The following is a 17020-nucleotide window of genomic DNA, read 5'->3' as shown; positions in this document are numbered from 1 at the left end:
CTTTATTATTAGACTTTCATTATATATACCACCTTTCATCACAGACCAAAAGGATTGGCTTTCTCAGCGTAAATCTTAAAACTTAAGTGTTTCAAAAATATCCTTGACCTTCGAAAATAGCATCTATACAAAATTTCAAAATATTGGTTATTATAATAACTCTGAAAAATTATAAAAAAAATTCAAAATACATATTTTTCAACTTTAAAAGCACAACAAATATTTAAGCTTATAGAGGAATTCTGCAGAAAAAACTTCCTATAATACATAATTACTCTCTTGTTTCTTAAAATACCACATCAAGCAAGTTATAGAAAACTTTTTTGGTAGAGATAAGGAACTATTAGGAAATTAAAATTTCCTTCATTAAGAATAATTTTTTTGTATTCAACTATTTTTAGAAGCAAGACCACATGGACTATTCCAATATCTAACAGAAAAAGGGATAGGTTTAGAAAAATAAAAAATACTTATATACTTATGTTTTAGTTAATAGAAAGCTTATAGTATAATACATCACATATTATTTTTGGAGTAAACAAGGGAAAGAGATAAAAGTTAATATCAAACCGATTGTTTTAGTTTATCGACAAGATAACAGGTTGTGGATATTCGGTGTAAAACTTAAATCAGCACAATAATGAAGGTAAACTTTTAAATGAGCAGTCAGGTATATTACTTGAAAAGTTGGAGAAACTTGGCTTTAAACCAATTTGCATACAAATGACATTGTATGGCAAAAAGTTAAATCTTCTAAAAGGCTTAAAGCAAAAGAGAAGGCTCAAAAATACAAAAAAATTTGTTAAGTAGCTAATATTTGTATAGAACAAGTTTTTAGTAATGTAAAATGTGTGAACGAAAGTCATATATCTGTTAAAAGTGAATTATTGGAAAGTGTATAGTATGGAGGGTGTTTATCATTTGGAATATTGTAGGGTTATTAAAAGTAAAGAAAGCAAAGAAAAGCAATGGAGAAAGAGTTTATATTTTTATTTTTTATCTTGTAAAGAATGGGGTTATAAATATACCAGAAAAAATTTTGAAACATCACTCAAAGGGTTATCTTTCAAAAAATGGTTCATTAAGATTTGCTGAATTTGAATAACCTCTCGATTCCCAATATCCTCTATAATCTTTATCATTAGATAATTCTATTCTATTTAACCACTTAATCCATTTATACCCCCATTTATTCTCTCCAATTAAAACAAATGGGAATCCGTTTTCTTTTGGTATAGTTATCCCATTCATTTTGTATGCAATTATTAATTTGCTATTTAAAACAAAAGAGGTTTCAAGTGAAGTTGTATAACCATCTACTGCACCAAAAATTATCACAGGATACTTAAAAGAAACATTTGAATCATTTAATATATCAATAAGATTTATTCCCTCATATAAAATCGTTGTATCCCATCCTTCAACACAATAAAGCGTTATTATCTTTTTTGTCGCTTTAAAATTGTTTATTACTTCTTCATATCTATACGCTTTCTTAAAAATTCCTTCTTCATAAATTTCAAGTGTATAATTTTTAATATCCACACTCTGTGGACCTTTAATTGAATTTTCTCTAAATTCACTCAAACTTGAAAGTTTAATTCCATTGTACTCTTTTAATTCTTTTTCCATCTTCTTCCTCCTTTTTATAATTTTATACAATTTTGAAACTTTTTCTGATATTATTGGTTTATATTATTAAAAACTAAAAAGGAGGTTTTATGAGTAAGTTTACTTTAAGAAAAATTTATTTATACCTTTTCTCTATGGTTGGATTAACTTTAATTATCATTGGATCAGTTGGATTAATAAATCTTGGTTTACAATTAACATTCTTTAGAGATGCCCTTGAGGCAAGATATGGATCTTATTTACCACCAATTCCTTATTGGCTTGAAAGTGTAAAATTAAATGAAGCCGTTGAAAAAATTGAATTAACAGAAGAACAAAAGAAAGCCCTTCTTCAATGGGAGGAAGAATATAAAAGATACAAAGAAACATCAAAACATCTTGGTTATTTTCCATATCTTGTAGATTCATTTACAAGAAATATAGCTATGTTAATTGTTGGAATTCCAGTTTATATTTATCATTGGAATCTTATAAAAAAGGAACATAGAGAGGAGAATAACTAAATTTTTCTATCAAGAATAGACAAAGTTTCTATATGCGGAGTTCTGGGAAAAAAGTTATAACCTTTAAAAAATTTTAAATTATATCTTTCTTTTAGAAAAGATAAATCTCTAAGTTGAGTTTTTGGATTGCATGAAAGGTATATAATTCTTTTAAAATCTTTTTTTATTGATTCTTCCAATATCTTTTTATGAAGACCCTCTCTTGGAGGGTCTAAAATTAAAACCGAATTTCTTTCTATAGTTGATATTACATTTTCTGCTCTATTTTCAATTAATCTAAAATTTCTTATCCCATTAATTTCAAGATTCATTTTCTTAAGGAAGATATTTTCTTTTTCGCTCTCAATAAAATTTACATTTTTCAAATCAAGAGCAATTCCTATTGTTCCAACTCCACTATAAATATCGTATATATTATCATTTACATCAACAAAATTCTTTATATCTAAAAGTGCTTCTTCAAACATATCAATATTTACTTGAAAAAAAGAAGTTGTTGTGAAGAAAAAAGTTTTATTAAGGATTTTTTCTTTTAAAAAATTTTCACCATTTTCAAAAAGAGTCTCAGTTTTAATAGATGCAGGAGAAAGTGGTGATGAATAAAATAAAGAAAATCCTTTAAGATTTTGAATATTTAAAGGATTTTCCAAAATTTTCACCTTCTCTTTTATGAAAAGAGAAGCAATAACTTCTTTCTCTCTATTTCCTCTTAAAATTAAACTTTTTAAAATTTTAGGTGGTATATTCTTTTCTTTTAATTGATTTAAAATTTCCTTTGCAACATAATTTATTGAATCATAGCCTAAAATACATCCATCTATTTTAACTTTCTTTTTATGTGTTCCTCTTTTAAAAAAGGCAAATTCTAATTCTTCATCTAAAAAACTGAATTCAAGTTTATTTCTATATTTATAAAAAATATTTTTATCTTTTATATCGAAATCTTTAATATCTAAATTATTCTCTTTTATTAAATCTAAAATTAACTCCTTTTTATAAAAATTTTCTCTCTCTTCTTTAAGAATTTGCCATGGTGAACAAGATATAAAATGATCCTCTTTTTCTTTTATTCTTTCATCAGATTTTTGAATTATCTCTAAAATCTCACCAAGAAAATAATCTTTTTTCTTTCCATAAATTTTTACTTTTACAACTTCTCCTGGAAGTGCTCCATAAACTAAAACTTTTTTATTATCGTAAAAACCAAAAGTACCACCATTAAGATCAAATTTATCTAATTTTAATACAACCTCTTTCATTAAAACTCTTCTGCTGGTATTAATCCCAATCTAATTTCAGTTGATTTTAATATTAATTCAAGAAGTGTTTTATAATCAATATTTTGAATTCTTGCAATCTCTGCTAAAAAACCATCATAGTGCCATCCTGGATTTGGATTTACCTCTAGAAGTTTTGGAAATCCACTTGAATTTAATCTAAAATCAAATCTTGCATAATCTCTGCATTCTAATCTTTCAAAGAGTCTAATACTCCAATCAATTAAATCTCTTTCAACTTCTTCAGAAACTGTTGCTTTAATAAATTTTATTTTCCCATAAGGAGAATTAGGTAACCACTTTGCTTCATAACCACATATCTTAGGCAAATCTTCAGGTAAAGATGAGTAATCAAGTTCAGCAAGAGGTAAAAGTTTAAATGGATATCTTGGTGGATTACCAATTATTCCTAAACTTAATTCCTTACCTGTTAAAAATTCTTCAATAAGTATTGGTTTTTCATAACCAAAAAGATCTCTTAGATCTCTTATAACTTTTATTAAACTTTCATAATCAAAACAGACATTTTTTTGAGTTATACCAAAACTTGAATCCCCAAAATTAGGTTTAACTATAATAGGAAAATTTATTGGTAATTCATAAACATTTTCACCTGGCTTTACAAGAAAAGCATCTGGGACAGGAATACCCATTTCTCTTGCAATTCCTCTTACAAGAGATTTATCATATGCATGTGCAAGTGATTGTGGAGTTGCACCAGTATATGGAATATTTAAAACATCTAGAATTGCAGGAATATGCATCTCTTTTGTAGGATCATTAAAATAACCTTCATCACATAAATTTAAAACATAATCCACTTTACCTTTTAACCCCATTAGTTCTTCAGCAAGATGATCATGATTATCTAAATAGATGAATTTATAATTTTTAAATGTTTTTAAAGTTTCTTTTAACTTTTCTATTGCTCTTAAATCATCCTCATCAAAAATGTGATTTGGTTTAAGTGGATCACTTTTCTTTGGATCACCCAATATAACACAAACATTTCTTAAAACTTTTTTAACTTTTACTTCTTCTTTTATTTCTTTATATACTGTAGCAACAAAAGAGATATGTTTTTCTCCAATTTGGAAATTTGATATTGGAATATTTATATCAATTGAGTGATCAAATATTTGAATATCAGAAAAACCTGCTCTTTTAAGTAGATTTAGAATTTCATCTTTTGTATATAATCTCAATGAAAAGAAACTATCTTTTATTACTCCTTTTTGAATATGACTCACAATCTCTCTAATTATTAAACTATCTTCATTTAAAGATAATTTATTTTCTCTTAAAACATAATGATTTTTATCCAGCCACTGCCAGTAATATGGAACAATGTTTTTCTTTTCATATTCACTATCTATTATATCTATAAATATTTTTCCACCCTTTTTTAACACTCTAAAGATCTCTTTTAAAACATTAAAAGCATCAAGTGGTGTCTCAAAAAAACCAAAGACATTACCAATTAGCAAAACAACATCAAAACTATTAGGTGGATAAAAAAGTTTTCTTGGAGTCCCTTCTCTAAACTTAACAGGTAAGTTCTCTTTTTTTGCTCTAAGTTTTGATTTTTGAATTAAGTTACTTGATCTATCAAGCCCTTCTACATTTATAAATCCTCTTCTTGCAAGTTCTAATGAGTATTCTCCGTGGCTTGATATAAGATCAAGAATTCTATCATTTTCTTTTGGTTTTAAAATTTCTATTAAATAATCAATCTCTTTTTTAATTAGATCTCTTATCTCCTTTTCTTCAATATCACTTGATAAAAGAAAAGGAGACATTTTAACTTTGCTTGTATGACTTTTTATATACTCATCTAAACTCTCTATTTTTCCAAAAAGTTCTTTTTTTGTTACCTTTCCGTTCTTACTACTTCGTGGTTTATCTTTTTCATTCATATGTAAACCTCCATAAAATTCAAAGTCTAAAATATCATATAAAATTTTATGAGATTGTCAAGAGCAACTTTTAAGTTCTCTCTCAAATTCTAAAAATTTTGGCAAAAAGATTATATTTAGAAAAAGCAAAATAATAAGGCCTGGAAATCCTATTATTCCTTTTGTTAAATCTGTTCCACCTTTAAGTAAAATTAAATGAAGTCCACCTATTGAATTCATAACTCCATGAAAAATTGAAGCATTTATTATTGATTTAGATTTAATTGTTATATAAATCATTATTGGAGATAAAAGAATTGTAAATAACACCATCATAAAGATTCCAAAAAATTTTGATTCAGGATAATTTAATCCCATTAAAATAAGGGGCGTATGCCAGATTCCCCAAATAAAGCCAATAAATATAGATGCTTTAAAAAATCCTTTATGAATTAAATTATTCACAAGATAACCTCTCCATCCAACTTCCTCTCCAAGAGCAACAAGTGCATTTATTGTAGAACCAACAATTATAACTTGTAATGTCAATAGAATTAAAAAATATGGCTTAAAATACTCATAATTAATAGTTATATCTTTAAAAATCAAACTTAGAAAATTAGAGAGATAGGTTAAAATTATGGGGATAAAAATCGATAGAAAAATATATTTGTCCCATTTTAAATAAAAACCAAGTCCTTTTAAACTCCCTTTATAAATGTATTTTTCAACTAAAACAACTGTAAAAAATGGTAAATACATATAAACTATTGAAAAAATTGTAAAGAAGGTCTGAGAAAGCACAAAATAGTTTTTTAAAAAATATACTAAAAAACCAAGTATATAACTTATGGTTAGTAAGAAAATTATAAATGTTTTAACCTTTCTAATTTCATTGGCCATTATTTTATTCCTCCTTTATTTAATTTTTTATTCATCTCTTTTAAAATTTGTTAAAAAGTCAGTTTCAAATTCTTTTCTAAAATCAAAATATTTTCTGTTTTTAATTGAGTTTCTTAATTTTTCCATAAAATTATACATAAATCTTAAATTGTGAATTGTTGCAAGACGAGGGGCAAGGATTTCTTTTGCTTTAAAAAGATGATGTAAATATGCTCTACTAAAATTCCTACATGTAAAACAGTCACAATCTTCTTCTATTGGTCTTTCATCCATTTTATATTCACTCTTTGTAATTCTTAACTTTCCATATTTAGTTAAAAGAGTTCTATTTCTTGCAATTCTTGTGGGGTAGACACAATCAAACATATCAACTCCTGCTTCAACTGCATCCATTATACTTATTGGATCTCCTAGTCCCATAAAATATCTTGGTTTATCTTGAGGCATCTGTGGCACAAACTTCAATAAAAACTCTTTTGTTTTGCTCCATGGTTCTCCTATTGAAAGTCCACCAATCCCATAACCTGGAAAATTCTCTTTTTCTAACTCCTCTAGTGCTTTAAGTCTTAAATTTAAATTTAATCCACCCTGAATAACAGCAAAAAGTTGTCCTTTTCCTTCTTCTTTAACACTTTTTCCTCTTTTCGCCCAATCTATACTTAAATGTGTAAATTTTTTTAACTCCTCTTCGCTAATTCCATATGGAGGACAAATATCAAGAGTCATCATTATATCAACACCAAGTGTTTCTTGAAATTTTACTGTAAATTCAGGAGAAAAAAAGTGGAGTGAACCATCAATAAAAGATTTAAAAACAACTCCGTCTTCTTTTATCTCTCTAATATCTGAAAGAGATAGAACTTGAAAGCCACCTGAATCTGAAAGAAGAAGACCTTTCCAATTCATGAAATTTTTAACTCCATTAAACTTTTTTATTGTCTCTTCACCTGGCTGAAGATAAAGATGGTATGAATTTACAAGGATCAATCTATATCCAATATCCCAAACATCAAATGAAGAGAGCGTTTTAACTGTTGCTTGAGTTCCAACTGGCATAAAGACGGGTGTCTCAATTTCAATATCATTAAGTTTTAATTTAGAAATTCTTATATTTTCAAATCTATCTTTTACTTCAAAAAACATTTTTATGTTTTAGTTTCTATCTCCTCTTCAAGAATAAGTTCATCTGTCTCATCATCGTATGTAAATAACTCTGCATATCTTCCCCAATCTATTAAAATATCCATCTGTTTTTCTGCTTCACTTCTTGTCATTCTTCTTTCTAAAATATCAAGGAAGAAATCCTCAGAAATTCTTTTGTTTGTTTTTGATTTTAAAACTCTAACAATTTGCTTTATCATAAAAACATTTTCAAGAACTTTTTCTCTAAAAATTTCTTTCTTTTTAAGAAGATCTGCTTCAACGAAATTTTCTCCATCAGGGGTCAATTCAATATCACCCTGTTTATATTTGGTAAAGCCAAGAAGTTCTGATGCTTCAACAATTGGCAATAGATCCTCAAGATCCATATAGAGTTCTCTACCTATTTTGAATAAATCTGTTTTTCCTCCAAGATCAGATACAAGTTCAACAAAACCTGTTATTGCACCTACTCTTGCATTAGGTATTATAAGAGTCTCTTTTGAAACTCTCATAATTTCTCTTTCTTTTTCTATTTCTCCGCCTGTTAATGTTGTATATATTCTATCAACAAGAGATAGAAACTTTTGAGAGTTTTTATCTCTCCAGTGTGGAATTTTAATTTCAATATCTTCAACTATTCTCCCTGGGTCTTTACTTATAATTAAAACCCTATCAGACATATAAACTGCTTCCTCAATACTATGAGTTATTAATATAATTGCTTTCGTTGGAATTTTGTTTTCAATCCATAACTCCAAAAGGTCATTTCTTAAGTTTTCAGCAGTTAAAACATCAAGAGATGAAAAAGGCTCATCCATTAAAAGTATATCTGGTTCAACTACAAGTGCTCTTGCAAATCCAACTCTTTGTTTCATTCCACCAGATAGTTCTTTAGGATATGCCTTCTCAAATCCATCAAGACCTACAATATCTATTGCTTTAAGAGCCTTTTCTCTTTTTTCTTTAATATCCATTTCTTTATTTATTAGTCCTAATAAAACATTTTCTTCAACTGTAAGCCAAGGAAAAAGAGCAAAATTCTGAAAAACAATTGATACACCTGGATTTACATCTGTTATTATTTTATTTCTATAAATAACAACTCCTTCATCTGGTTTTATTAAACCAGCAATTATTCGTAAAAGAGTAGATTTTCCTGAACCTGATGGTCCTAAAATTGAAACAATCTCACCTTCACGAATATTAAAATTAATATCCTTTAAAACAAAAATTTCCTTTTTTCCAGGAAATGTAAATTTTTTACTAACATTTCTTACTTCAAGTAAATACATACACTCTACTCCAAATGATATTTATCTTCTGCGAGATTATACATTTTTCTCCAGAAGAGTCTATTAAATAATACTACAATAACAGCCATAAATAAAGTACTTGCTGTAAGAAGGGGTATGTCACCCCTTTCTGTTGCACTACTAATTAAAGCACCAAGTCCAGTAATCATATGTACCTTTCCACCAAAATTTACATATTCAGAAACAATGCTTGAGTTCCATGCACCACCCCATGCTGTAATTCCACCAGTTATTAATGAAGAAAAAATTGTAGGTATGACAATTATACTCCACCAATTTTTTCCACTTAATTTAAAAATTTTACCCACTTCTATAAAATCTTTAGGAATTTGTTTAGCACCTCCAATAACATTAAAAAGAAGATACCATTGAGTTCCAAGAGCCATAAGTATTATTGAACTTATTTGTAATCCACCTCTTAAGTTTAAAAAGAAAAGTAAAATGACTGGAAAGAGGGCAGTAGCAGGAATTGATGCTAAAATTTGGGCTACAGGTTGAGCATATTTTGAAATATTAGGATTTATACCAATTTTTACTCCAACTGGTATTGTCCAAAGATAACCAATTAAAACTGCTAAAATAACTCTAAATAAAGTGAATCCCCCACCTTTTACTATTAATAACCAGTCAGATAATGATACTGACATAATTGTTTTAATTAATCCCTCTACACCTTTCATCATAAATAAAAATAGATAACCAAAAATTATATATGATAAAACTTTTTTAATGATCTCGACTGTAAAATTTTCCCCTCTTTCTCTCTTTCTTGTGAAGAGATTAGTTATAAATTTATTTAAAGGAGAAATTATATTAAAAGAAACAAAAGCAAAAATTTGAGATCTTTGATATAGTTCAAGAATAAAAGATCTTGCCTCCTCTTCTCCTTTTTCTTCCATTTTAAATTTTGATGACCATGCTATAAGTGGTCTCCATATAAATTGATCTATTAGAACTATTATTAAAATTAAGGTAAACAATCCTATCATTATCATTTTCATATCCCCAACTTCTGATGCCTTTGCAAGGAATGAACCAAGACCAAGGAGAGTGTACTCTTGGTTTAAAATTGAAAAGTTTTCACAAGCCATCAAGAAAAACCAACCACCAGCAACAGACATCATACTATTCCAAATCAAACCAATTGCAGCATGTGGAAGATCTAATTTTGTAAAACGTTCCCAGAAATTAAGTTTATTTATTCTTACAACATCTTCAAATTCTTTTGGTTCAGTTTTTAATGAGTTGTAGAAACTAAAAACAAGATTCCAAACTTGACCTGTAAAAATTAGAATAATTGAGGCAAGTTCTAATCCTAAGGATGAACCCTTAAAAATAGAAACAAAGAAATAAAAAACAGGTGGAAGAAATGAAAGAACAGGAATTGATTGTAAAACATCAAGAATGGGAATTAAAAAAACCTCGAGAGTTTTATTTTTAAATGCAAGATAGCCATATACTATAGCAAAAACAAAAGAAATTATAAATGCTATAAAAATTCTTAATATTGAATAAAAGGAATAAAGTGGCAGATATTTAAGCGATAACACAATTTCTCTTTTTTCAAATAGTTCTTTTGAATAACTTTTACTACCAACAAATATAAAATAGAAAATTGCAAAGATTATTCCTATTGCTAATATATCAATTGGATTAAATGATCTTCTGTTCACTTTATTATATTACACCTTTATATGCATTCTTGTAAATATTTAGAATATCTTCATACTCAGGAACTCTTGGAGCAATTCTCTTTAATCTTTCATTTTTAAAAACTTCTTGTGAAAAAGTTGGCAAATCCTCCTCTTTAACTCCTACTTCTTTTAAAGTTAAAGGCAATTCTAAAATTTTGTAAAACTCTAATAAAATGTTTAAAAATTTATAAGCATCTGAAAAGGTATCTTTTTCATCAAAACCAAGCATTTTAGTTATTCTTGCCATTTTTTCATACACTGCTGGTAGTTCAAATTTAAAAACATATGGCATAAGTAGTGCATTTGCAAAACCATGTGGAAATCCATATTTTGTAGTTAATGGATATCCCATTCCATGAACTATTCCAGTTCCACTTATTGATATTTGAAGTCCAGCAATCATAGAGGCATAATGCATCATTTCTTTAGCCTCAAAATCGCCTTTTTTTGCAAAACTTCTTGGTAGATATTTATAGATTATTTTTACTGCTTCATATCCAAAAAGATCTGATATTGGTGTTGCCCCAAGAGAAAAAAGTCCCTCAAGAGCATGAGATAATGCATCAATTCCTGTATCTCTTACAATTTTTGGAGTCATTGAAAGCGTAAGTTCTGGATCTAAAATTGCAAATTGAGGAGTAATAAATGGAGATACAATTGCAAGTTTTTTATCTTTATAAGTAATTATTGAGTACTTCGTTACTTCAGAACCTGTACCAGAAGTTGTAGGAATTGCTATAAGAGGTGGAATTTTTTGATCAACTATTTTCTCTTGAGTTAAAAAGGGAATAATTTCTTTATAAATTGCATAAACTCCAATTCCTTTTGCTGCATCTATGCTACTTCCTCCGCCAATTGCTATTATTGATTCACACCCATTTTCCAGAAAAAGTTTTCCACCTTCTTCAACAATTTCAACTGAAGGATTTGGCTCTATTTTATCAAACACCACAAAATTAACTCCCATATCCTTAAGATACTCAATTAATTTTGAAAGTGCTCCACTCTCTTTTGTTGATCTTTTTCCTGTAACAATAAGAGTTATTTTTCCAAGATGTTTTGAAAGTTCAATAATCTTTATAAGAGATCCTTTACCAAAAAAAATATTTCCTTGAAGTAAAACATTAAATTCCATAAAAACCTCCAAAAACAAATTTCATTTTATAGTATAATTAAAAAAGTTTAAATTAACAAGGAGGAAGTAAACATGAACCCACTTGATGCAAGAATAAATAAATTTCTTGAAAGACTTGAAGATGCAAAAAGAAGAAATTTATATTTTTATCAAGCACCTATTGAAAAAATGTATGATGCTCATGTTGTTATAAATGGAAAAGATTATATAATGTTTGGATCATATTCATATCTTGGTCTTATAAACCATCCAAAAATAAATGAGGCAGCCAAAAAAGCAATTGATGAATTTAGTACAGGTGCACATGGAGTTCGACTTCTTGCTGGTACAACAATTCTTCATAACCAACTTGAAGAAAGAATTGCTCGTTTTAAAGGAAGAGAAGCAAGTGCAGTATTTAGTAGTGGGTATGTAACAAATTTAACCACTATTTCTACTCTACTTACAAAAGATGATTATGTTTTCTGCGACAAATATGATCATGCAAGTATTGTAGATGGAGCAATTCAATCAAGAGCAAATTTCATTAGATTTGACCATAATGATGTTGAACATCTTGAAGAATTAATTAAAGATGTGCCACAAGATAGAGTTAAATTAATAGTTGTTGATGGAGTATATTCAATGGATGGAGATATTGCACCTCTTCCTGAACTTGTTGAAATAAAGAAAAAATATAATGCTCTACTTATGGTTGATGAGGCTCACTCTCTTGGAGTTTTAGGAGAAAATGGAAAGGGTATAGAAGAATATTTTGGAATATATGGAGAAGTTGATATTTCTATGGGTACTCTTTCAAAAACAATTCCTTCAGTTGGTGGTTATATTGCTGGAGATAAAAAGTTAATTGATTTTATAAAACATAATTCAAGAGCATACATTTTTTCAGCTGCACTTCCACCCGCACAAACAGTTGCTGCGATGGTCTCTTTTGATGTTATTGAAGAAGAGAAATGGAGAATAAAAAAACTTTGGGAAAATATAAATCACTATACAAGTGAACTCAAAAAAATGGGCTATGATACAATGAATACTCAATCTGCAGTTGTCCCAATTTTATTGAAAGATGATGAACTTGCTTTAAAATTAACAAGAATATTATGGGATGAAGGTATTTTAATATTTCCAATTTTAACTCCAGCAATCCCACCAGGAACAGCAAGACTCCGTTCATGTATAATGGCATCTCATTCGCATGAAGATATTGAAAAAGCATTAAAAGCATTATATAAGGGTGGAAAAGAGTTAGGAATAATTTAATTAAAAAATAAGTTAATAAAATTGATATTGACAAATTTTTAAATATATGCTAATATGTGCATATTGGAATAAAAGGAGGTTATAATGATTGCTGTATCAGATAAAGCAGTTAAAGAGTTTAAAAAGATTTTAAAAGAAGTTGACAAAGAGAATTTATCTATAAAATTTATAAACTCTAGTTCAAGTTGTTGTAGTTCTTCAATAAAAATACTTTTGTAGATAAAGGAGAAGATGAAGATATAATATGTATAAATACACAAAAATTTTCAAAGTTTTGTCATCTGAAAAGAGATTAAAATTATTAATGCTATTATTAAAAGAGAAGCAAGGTTTTTATGTATGTGAAATTGCAGATGCTTTAGAAGAAACGCATTATAATGTTTCAAAATATTTACAAGAACTTAAAAGTATAAATTTAGTAATTGAAGAAAGATCGGGAAGATTAGTTAAATATTCAATAAATGAAAATCTTGATCCATTTTTAGAAAATCTTTTTCACACAATCTTATCTATTCCTGAAGATTATATCAAAAAAAACATATTTTTATTAAAATTGAGAGTCTCTTTAAGAGAAAAAAACAAATGTGTTGTTGGTGTAAATGATCCTAAATGGAAAAAATTAATTAAAGATTTTAAGAGTGAAGAGAGAGTAAAAACAACTAATAAAGGAGGTTAAAGTATGTCTAAAAATTGGTATCCTGTAATTGATTATGAAAAATGCATTTCTTGTTTCTCTTGTGTTGAATTTTGTCCTCATAATGTTTATGAGGTTATTAATGGAAAGGTTGAAGTTATAAGACCTGAAAATTGTGTAGATTTTTGTAAAGGGTGTCTTAAAGGAGCATGTCCAACAGGTGCGATTAATTTTATTGGAAGTAAAGTTAGAATTGCATTAGATGGAGGTGAGAAAAAATGAAAGGATTAATTTTATGTGTTTGTCAAGGAACATGTCCATCTTTTCACCAAATGAACATTTTTGAAGTTTTAAACACTTTAAGAAGAGAAGAACTTGTTGATTTTGTTTCTATCCATCCTCAACTTTGTGCAGATGATGGTGATAATTACTTAACAACTCTTTTATCAACTAATGGAAAAATTGATAAACTTTACATTGCAGGTTGTGATCCAAAAATGCAAATTAAAATGTTTAGAGACGCCTTTGAAAAAGCAGGTTTTGATAAAACAAAGCACTATGGAGTTGACATTAGAAATATGACAACTGAACAGGCAATTGAAGCAATTAAAAATTTGATTAAAAAGACTGAAAGTTAAAAATAACAACTTATTAAAAAAAATTTTACAAAAGCCTCCTCAATTAAGAGGGGGCAAATGTTTTTATATTGTAAATTAGATTAGAGAATTTTATATATTTTATTCCTTTCTCTTCTCCTATAGGTGAGTCAATTATAATTGACATTTTTTCTCTGTTGAATTTTTCTAAAATACCAAGATAAAGTAAAAATCTTTCTTTATCAAGAAGACCAACTATTGAATTGTTAATTGGATCAAATTTATTTATATTATAACCTAAAATGTTATGCTCTTTAAAGAAAATTTCTACTCTTTTTGAATTTTTAAAATATTCACTAAATTTTCTATTTCTATATTCAATTCTTTCTATTCTTGATCTTTCTCTTACAATCTCATTAATTTTTAATCTAACTATCTCTTTTCCATCATATAAAAATGGCTTTATCAAATTTTCTCTTTCATTTTCTTTTTGAAATAAAACGATGAAATCTGGATTTAAACATTCTATTTTGTTATGTTTTAAAACTTCAGCAATTAATCCATCTACTAAACCAGTTGTATCAATTAAAATATAATCTAAATTTTCCATTTCCATTGAATCAAGTAATTTTCTTGCACCAACAACAATTTGAAGAAGATTTCCCTTAGGTGATACTGCACCAATAAAAACCATCTTTTTAGGTTGGAGTGAATCTAAACTCTCGATCTCTTTCTCAAGTACTCCATATCCAATTGTTCCAGGAGGACCAATATTGGATTGACCTATATCAAGATCCAAAATGCCAACTTTTTTACCAGTTGATGCAATAGAATTTGCTAAATAAAGAATAAAAGTTGATTTTCCAGAATCAGAACCCCCTAAAACTATTAATTTTTTTCCTTTAGATAAGAATTTCTCTTTTAACTCTTCCCATTCTGAAGGAACAATTATTTTATTGATCACTTTTTTTAGAAACTTTCACCTTTCTTTAAGATTATACATTTAGAGAGCGTCTCACTTTCAACTCTTCTCTTAAATAATATTGGATCACACTTAATTTCATCAAATGTATTATAGTGCATTGGTATTACATATTCACTGTTAATCATCTTAACTGCATTTATTGCGTCATCGATATCCATTGTAAAAACTCCTCCTATTGGAATTAACAAAACATTTATCTTTTCTAACTCTCCAATGAGTTTAAATTCATAAGATAGACCTGTATCTCCCATGTGATAGATTGTTCTATCTTCAAATTTAAAAATATAACCACATGGATTTCCAGTATAAACAATTTTTCCATCATTAAGTGTAGATGATGAGTGAAGTGCATAAACCATCTTGACTTTCCCAAATGGAAATTCTATAAATCCTCCAAAATTAATTGAAATTAAATCTTCTTCCCTTACTCCTTTACTATTTAAAAACAACATCAATTCATAAGCACCTGCAATTTTTAGATTAAACTTTTTATATAGTTCAAGAGTTTTTCCTATATGGTCTTGATGTCCATGAGTCAAAAAGATGTATGTTATTTTAGTTTTTTCAATAAAATCATTTTCAATTTCAAAAAAGGGATCAATTAATATTTCTCCTTGAGAATATTTTATTGAAAATGATGAATGACCTAAATATGTTATTAAACTTCTCATATAACCCTCCTCAATCAATTCTTCTTAAGAATCTACCAAATCCCTTTTCAACAAGAAAGCCTTTATTTTCATCAAAAACAATCTCTCCTCTTAACATTGTTTTAACAACTTTTCCATAGATTTTCCAATTCTCAAAAGGAGTATATTTTCCTTTTGAATAGAAATTCTTACCTTCGATTTTCCAAACTCTATTTAAATCAATAAAAACTAAATCTGCATCAAAACCAATTTCAATTTTTCCTTTTCTTGGATATAGTTTAAAAATTTTTGCTGGATTTTCACTCATAACTTCAACAAATTTACTTAAAGAGATTCTTCCTTTCATAACTCCTTCTGAAAAAATAAGAGGAAAAATTGTATCAATTCCTGAAATTCCTGCTGCTACTTCAAAAATATTTTCTTTATTTTTTTCATTTTCCCATTCGCCAGAAAAGTGGTCTGAACAAACTCCATCTATAAAACCTTCTTTTAAAAATTTCCACATGAGTTCTCTATTTTCATAACATCTCACAGGCGGAGATGTTTTAACAAGTTTTGGATTTTTTATTAAATCATCTTGAGTTAATAGGAGATGATGTGGGGTTGTTTCACAAAAAATCTTAACACCCTCATCTTTTCTCTCTTTAACAAGTTTTACTCCTTCACTTGTTGATATATGTGTTATATTTAACCTTAAATTTGTATCTTTAATTAATCTTGATGAAATTAGAATAGAGATAACTTCTGCAAGATATGGTCTTGCAAGAATCCATTTTTCACCTTCACTCAAATCTTCTTTTTTTTGTGCTAATTCCATATAATGTTTTGTTATTGAATAATCTTCTGCATGTAAAGTAAAAAGAATATCTTCTTTTTTAAAATATTTAAAAAGTTCATACATCTCTCCATAAGATAAATGTTCAAAATAAGGTGCTGAACTGTAAGAATAAATTTTAAAACCTACAACACCTTCTGAATATAAATTTTCTATATCTTTAAATTTTTTATCCCTTATCATATCACCTGTAACCCCACCATAAAGTGCATAATCAACATAGGATTTATTTTTAATCTCATCAAGTTTTTTATAAAGTGATTCCTTATCCTTTACTTGAGGAATGGAAGTACATGGCATATCTATAACTGTTGTTATTCCAGATGAAACCGATGCTTTACTTCCAGACTCAAAATCTTCCCTATGCGTAAAACCAGGATCGTTGAAATGAACATGAGAATCAATGCCTCCAGGAAGAATTAAGAAACCAGTTGCGTCAATTATTTCTTTATTTTCTGTTGAAAATTTTCCTATACCAATAATTTTTTCTTTTTCAATTAAAATATCTAAATTCTCAACTTTTCCATTATAATAAACCATCCCACCTACCACTAATTTCATTAAA

At 27.8% G+C, this 17020-nt stretch carries 18 protein-coding genes; 7 read left to right on the top strand and 11 right to left on the bottom strand.

Annotation, left to right across the window (positions count from 1 at the left end; genetic code table 11):
• Positions 1 to 910: 910 nt before the first annotated feature.
• A complete protein-coding gene (locus QMD25_04010) occupies positions 911 to 1105 on the top strand; it encodes a hypothetical protein (GenBank protein MDI6861166.1) in 195 nt (64 codons plus the stop codon).
• Here the strand turns inward: QMD25_04010 and QMD25_04005 are convergent.
• Positions 1060 to 1632 (bottom strand): molybdopterin-dependent oxidoreductase, encoded by a 573-nt coding sequence (locus QMD25_04005; GenBank protein MDI6861165.1) that lies wholly within the window; start codon positions 1630 to 1632, stop codon positions 1060 to 1062. The genes QMD25_04010 and QMD25_04005 overlap by 46 nt on opposite strands.
• Positions 1633 to 1721: 89 nt before the next feature.
• Between QMD25_04005 and QMD25_04000 the strand changes: the two genes are divergently transcribed.
• The gene (locus QMD25_04000; GenBank protein ID MDI6861164.1) at positions 1722 to 2135 is read left to right on the top strand and encodes a hypothetical protein; all 414 of its coding nucleotides are present in this window, start codon (positions 1722 to 1724) and stop codon (positions 2133 to 2135) included.
• Here QMD25_04000 and QMD25_03995 read toward each other — a convergent pair.
• From QMD25_03995 to QMD25_03965, 7 genes are read right to left on the bottom strand one after another with little or no spacing between them, the layout of a single operon-like run.
• Positions 2132 to 3394 (bottom strand): hypothetical protein, encoded by a 1263-nt coding sequence (locus QMD25_03995; GenBank protein ID MDI6861163.1) that lies wholly within the window; start codon positions 3392 to 3394, stop codon positions 2132 to 2134. The two genes, QMD25_04000 and QMD25_03995, sit on opposite strands and share 4 nt — an antisense overlap.
• On the bottom strand, positions 3394 to 5328 hold the full coding sequence (locus QMD25_03990) for a methyltransferase domain-containing protein (GenBank protein MDI6861162.1): 1935 nt from the start codon (positions 5326 to 5328) through the stop codon (positions 3394 to 3396). The genes QMD25_03995 and QMD25_03990 overlap by 1 nt, the downstream gene beginning before the upstream one ends.
• Before the next feature lie 57 nt (positions 5329 to 5385).
• Positions 5386 to 6210, bottom strand: a complete 825-nt coding sequence (locus tag QMD25_03985) for a type II CAAX endopeptidase family protein (protein ID MDI6861161.1) — start codon at positions 6208 to 6210, stop codon at positions 5386 to 5388.
• Positions 6211 to 6237: 27 nt separating this feature from the next.
• The gene (gene tgt, locus QMD25_03980; protein ID MDI6861160.1) at positions 6238 to 7353 is read right to left on the bottom strand and encodes a tRNA guanosine(34) transglycosylase Tgt; all 1116 of its coding nucleotides are present in this window, start codon (positions 7351 to 7353) and stop codon (positions 6238 to 6240) included.
• Positions 7354 to 7355: 2 nt separating this feature from the next.
• The gene (locus QMD25_03975) at positions 7356 to 8645 is read right to left on the bottom strand and encodes a nitrate/sulfonate/bicarbonate ABC transporter ATP-binding protein (GenBank protein MDI6861159.1); all 1290 of its coding nucleotides are present in this window, start codon (positions 8643 to 8645) and stop codon (positions 7356 to 7358) included.
• A gap of 5 nt (positions 8646 to 8650) precedes the next feature.
• Positions 8651 to 10339 (bottom strand): ABC transporter permease subunit, encoded by a 1689-nt coding sequence (locus QMD25_03970; protein MDI6861158.1) that lies wholly within the window; start codon positions 10337 to 10339, stop codon positions 8651 to 8653.
• Positions 10340 to 10343: 4 nt separating this feature from the next.
• Complete coding sequence (locus tag QMD25_03965; protein ID MDI6861157.1) at positions 10344 to 11495, bottom strand: iron-containing alcohol dehydrogenase; 1152 nt, start codon at positions 11493 to 11495, stop codon at positions 10344 to 10346.
• 72 nt (positions 11496 to 11567) lie between these two features.
• On the opposite strand from QMD25_03965, the gene QMD25_03960 reads away from it, so the two are divergent.
• From QMD25_03960 to QMD25_03940, 5 genes are all read left to right on the top strand, one after another.
• Positions 11568 to 12755, top strand: a complete 1188-nt coding sequence (locus QMD25_03960; GenBank protein ID MDI6861156.1) for a pyridoxal phosphate-dependent aminotransferase family protein — start codon at positions 11568 to 11570, stop codon at positions 12753 to 12755.
• A gap of 84 nt (positions 12756 to 12839) precedes the next feature.
• Positions 12840 to 12974, top strand: coding sequence for a hypothetical protein (locus QMD25_03955; GenBank protein MDI6861155.1), 135 nt, complete (start codon positions 12840 to 12842; stop codon positions 12972 to 12974).
• A gap of 25 nt (positions 12975 to 12999) precedes the next feature.
• Positions 13000 to 13431 carry a metalloregulator ArsR/SmtB family transcription factor gene (locus QMD25_03950; GenBank protein MDI6861154.1) on the top strand — a complete coding sequence of 144 codons (432 nt, stop codon included), beginning with the start codon at positions 13000 to 13002 and terminating at the stop codon, positions 13429 to 13431.
• Positions 13432 to 13434: 3 nt separating this feature from the next.
• Entirely contained in the window at positions 13435 to 13671 is a 237-nt protein-coding gene (locus QMD25_03945; protein MDI6861153.1) for a ferredoxin family protein, read from the top strand.
• Positions 13668 to 14027, top strand: a complete 360-nt coding sequence (locus tag QMD25_03940) for a heterodisulfide reductase subunit A-like protein (protein MDI6861152.1) — start codon at positions 13668 to 13670, stop codon at positions 14025 to 14027. Before QMD25_03945 ends, QMD25_03940 begins: the two co-directional genes overlap by 4 nt.
• A gap of 43 nt (positions 14028 to 14070) precedes the next feature.
• Here the strand turns inward: QMD25_03940 and QMD25_03935 are convergent, their stop codons facing one another.
• From QMD25_03935 to QMD25_03925, 3 genes are read right to left on the bottom strand one after another with little or no spacing between them, the layout of a single operon-like run.
• On the bottom strand, positions 14071 to 14949 hold the full coding sequence (locus tag QMD25_03935; protein ID MDI6861151.1) for a Clp1/GlmU family protein: 879 nt from the start codon (positions 14947 to 14949) through the stop codon (positions 14071 to 14073).
• A gap of 5 nt (positions 14950 to 14954) precedes the next feature.
• Positions 14955 to 15641 carry a metal-dependent hydrolase gene (locus QMD25_03930; protein ID MDI6861150.1) on the bottom strand — a complete coding sequence of 229 codons (687 nt, stop codon included), beginning with the start codon at positions 15639 to 15641 and terminating at the stop codon, positions 14955 to 14957.
• A 10-nt stretch (positions 15642 to 15651) separates the two neighbouring features.
• Positions 15652 to 17016, bottom strand: coding sequence for a dihydroorotase family protein (locus QMD25_03925; GenBank protein MDI6861149.1), 1365 nt, complete (start codon positions 17014 to 17016; stop codon positions 15652 to 15654).
• Positions 17017 to 17020: the final 4 nt, after the last annotated feature.

The organism is Caldisericia bacterium, from assembly GCA_030018355.1.
GTDB lineage: Bacteria > Caldisericota > Caldisericia > B22-G15 > B22-G15 > JAAYUH01.
The sequence above is the reverse complement of the archived record's forward strand: the minus strand, read 5'-3'. Positions and strand labels throughout refer to the sequence as shown.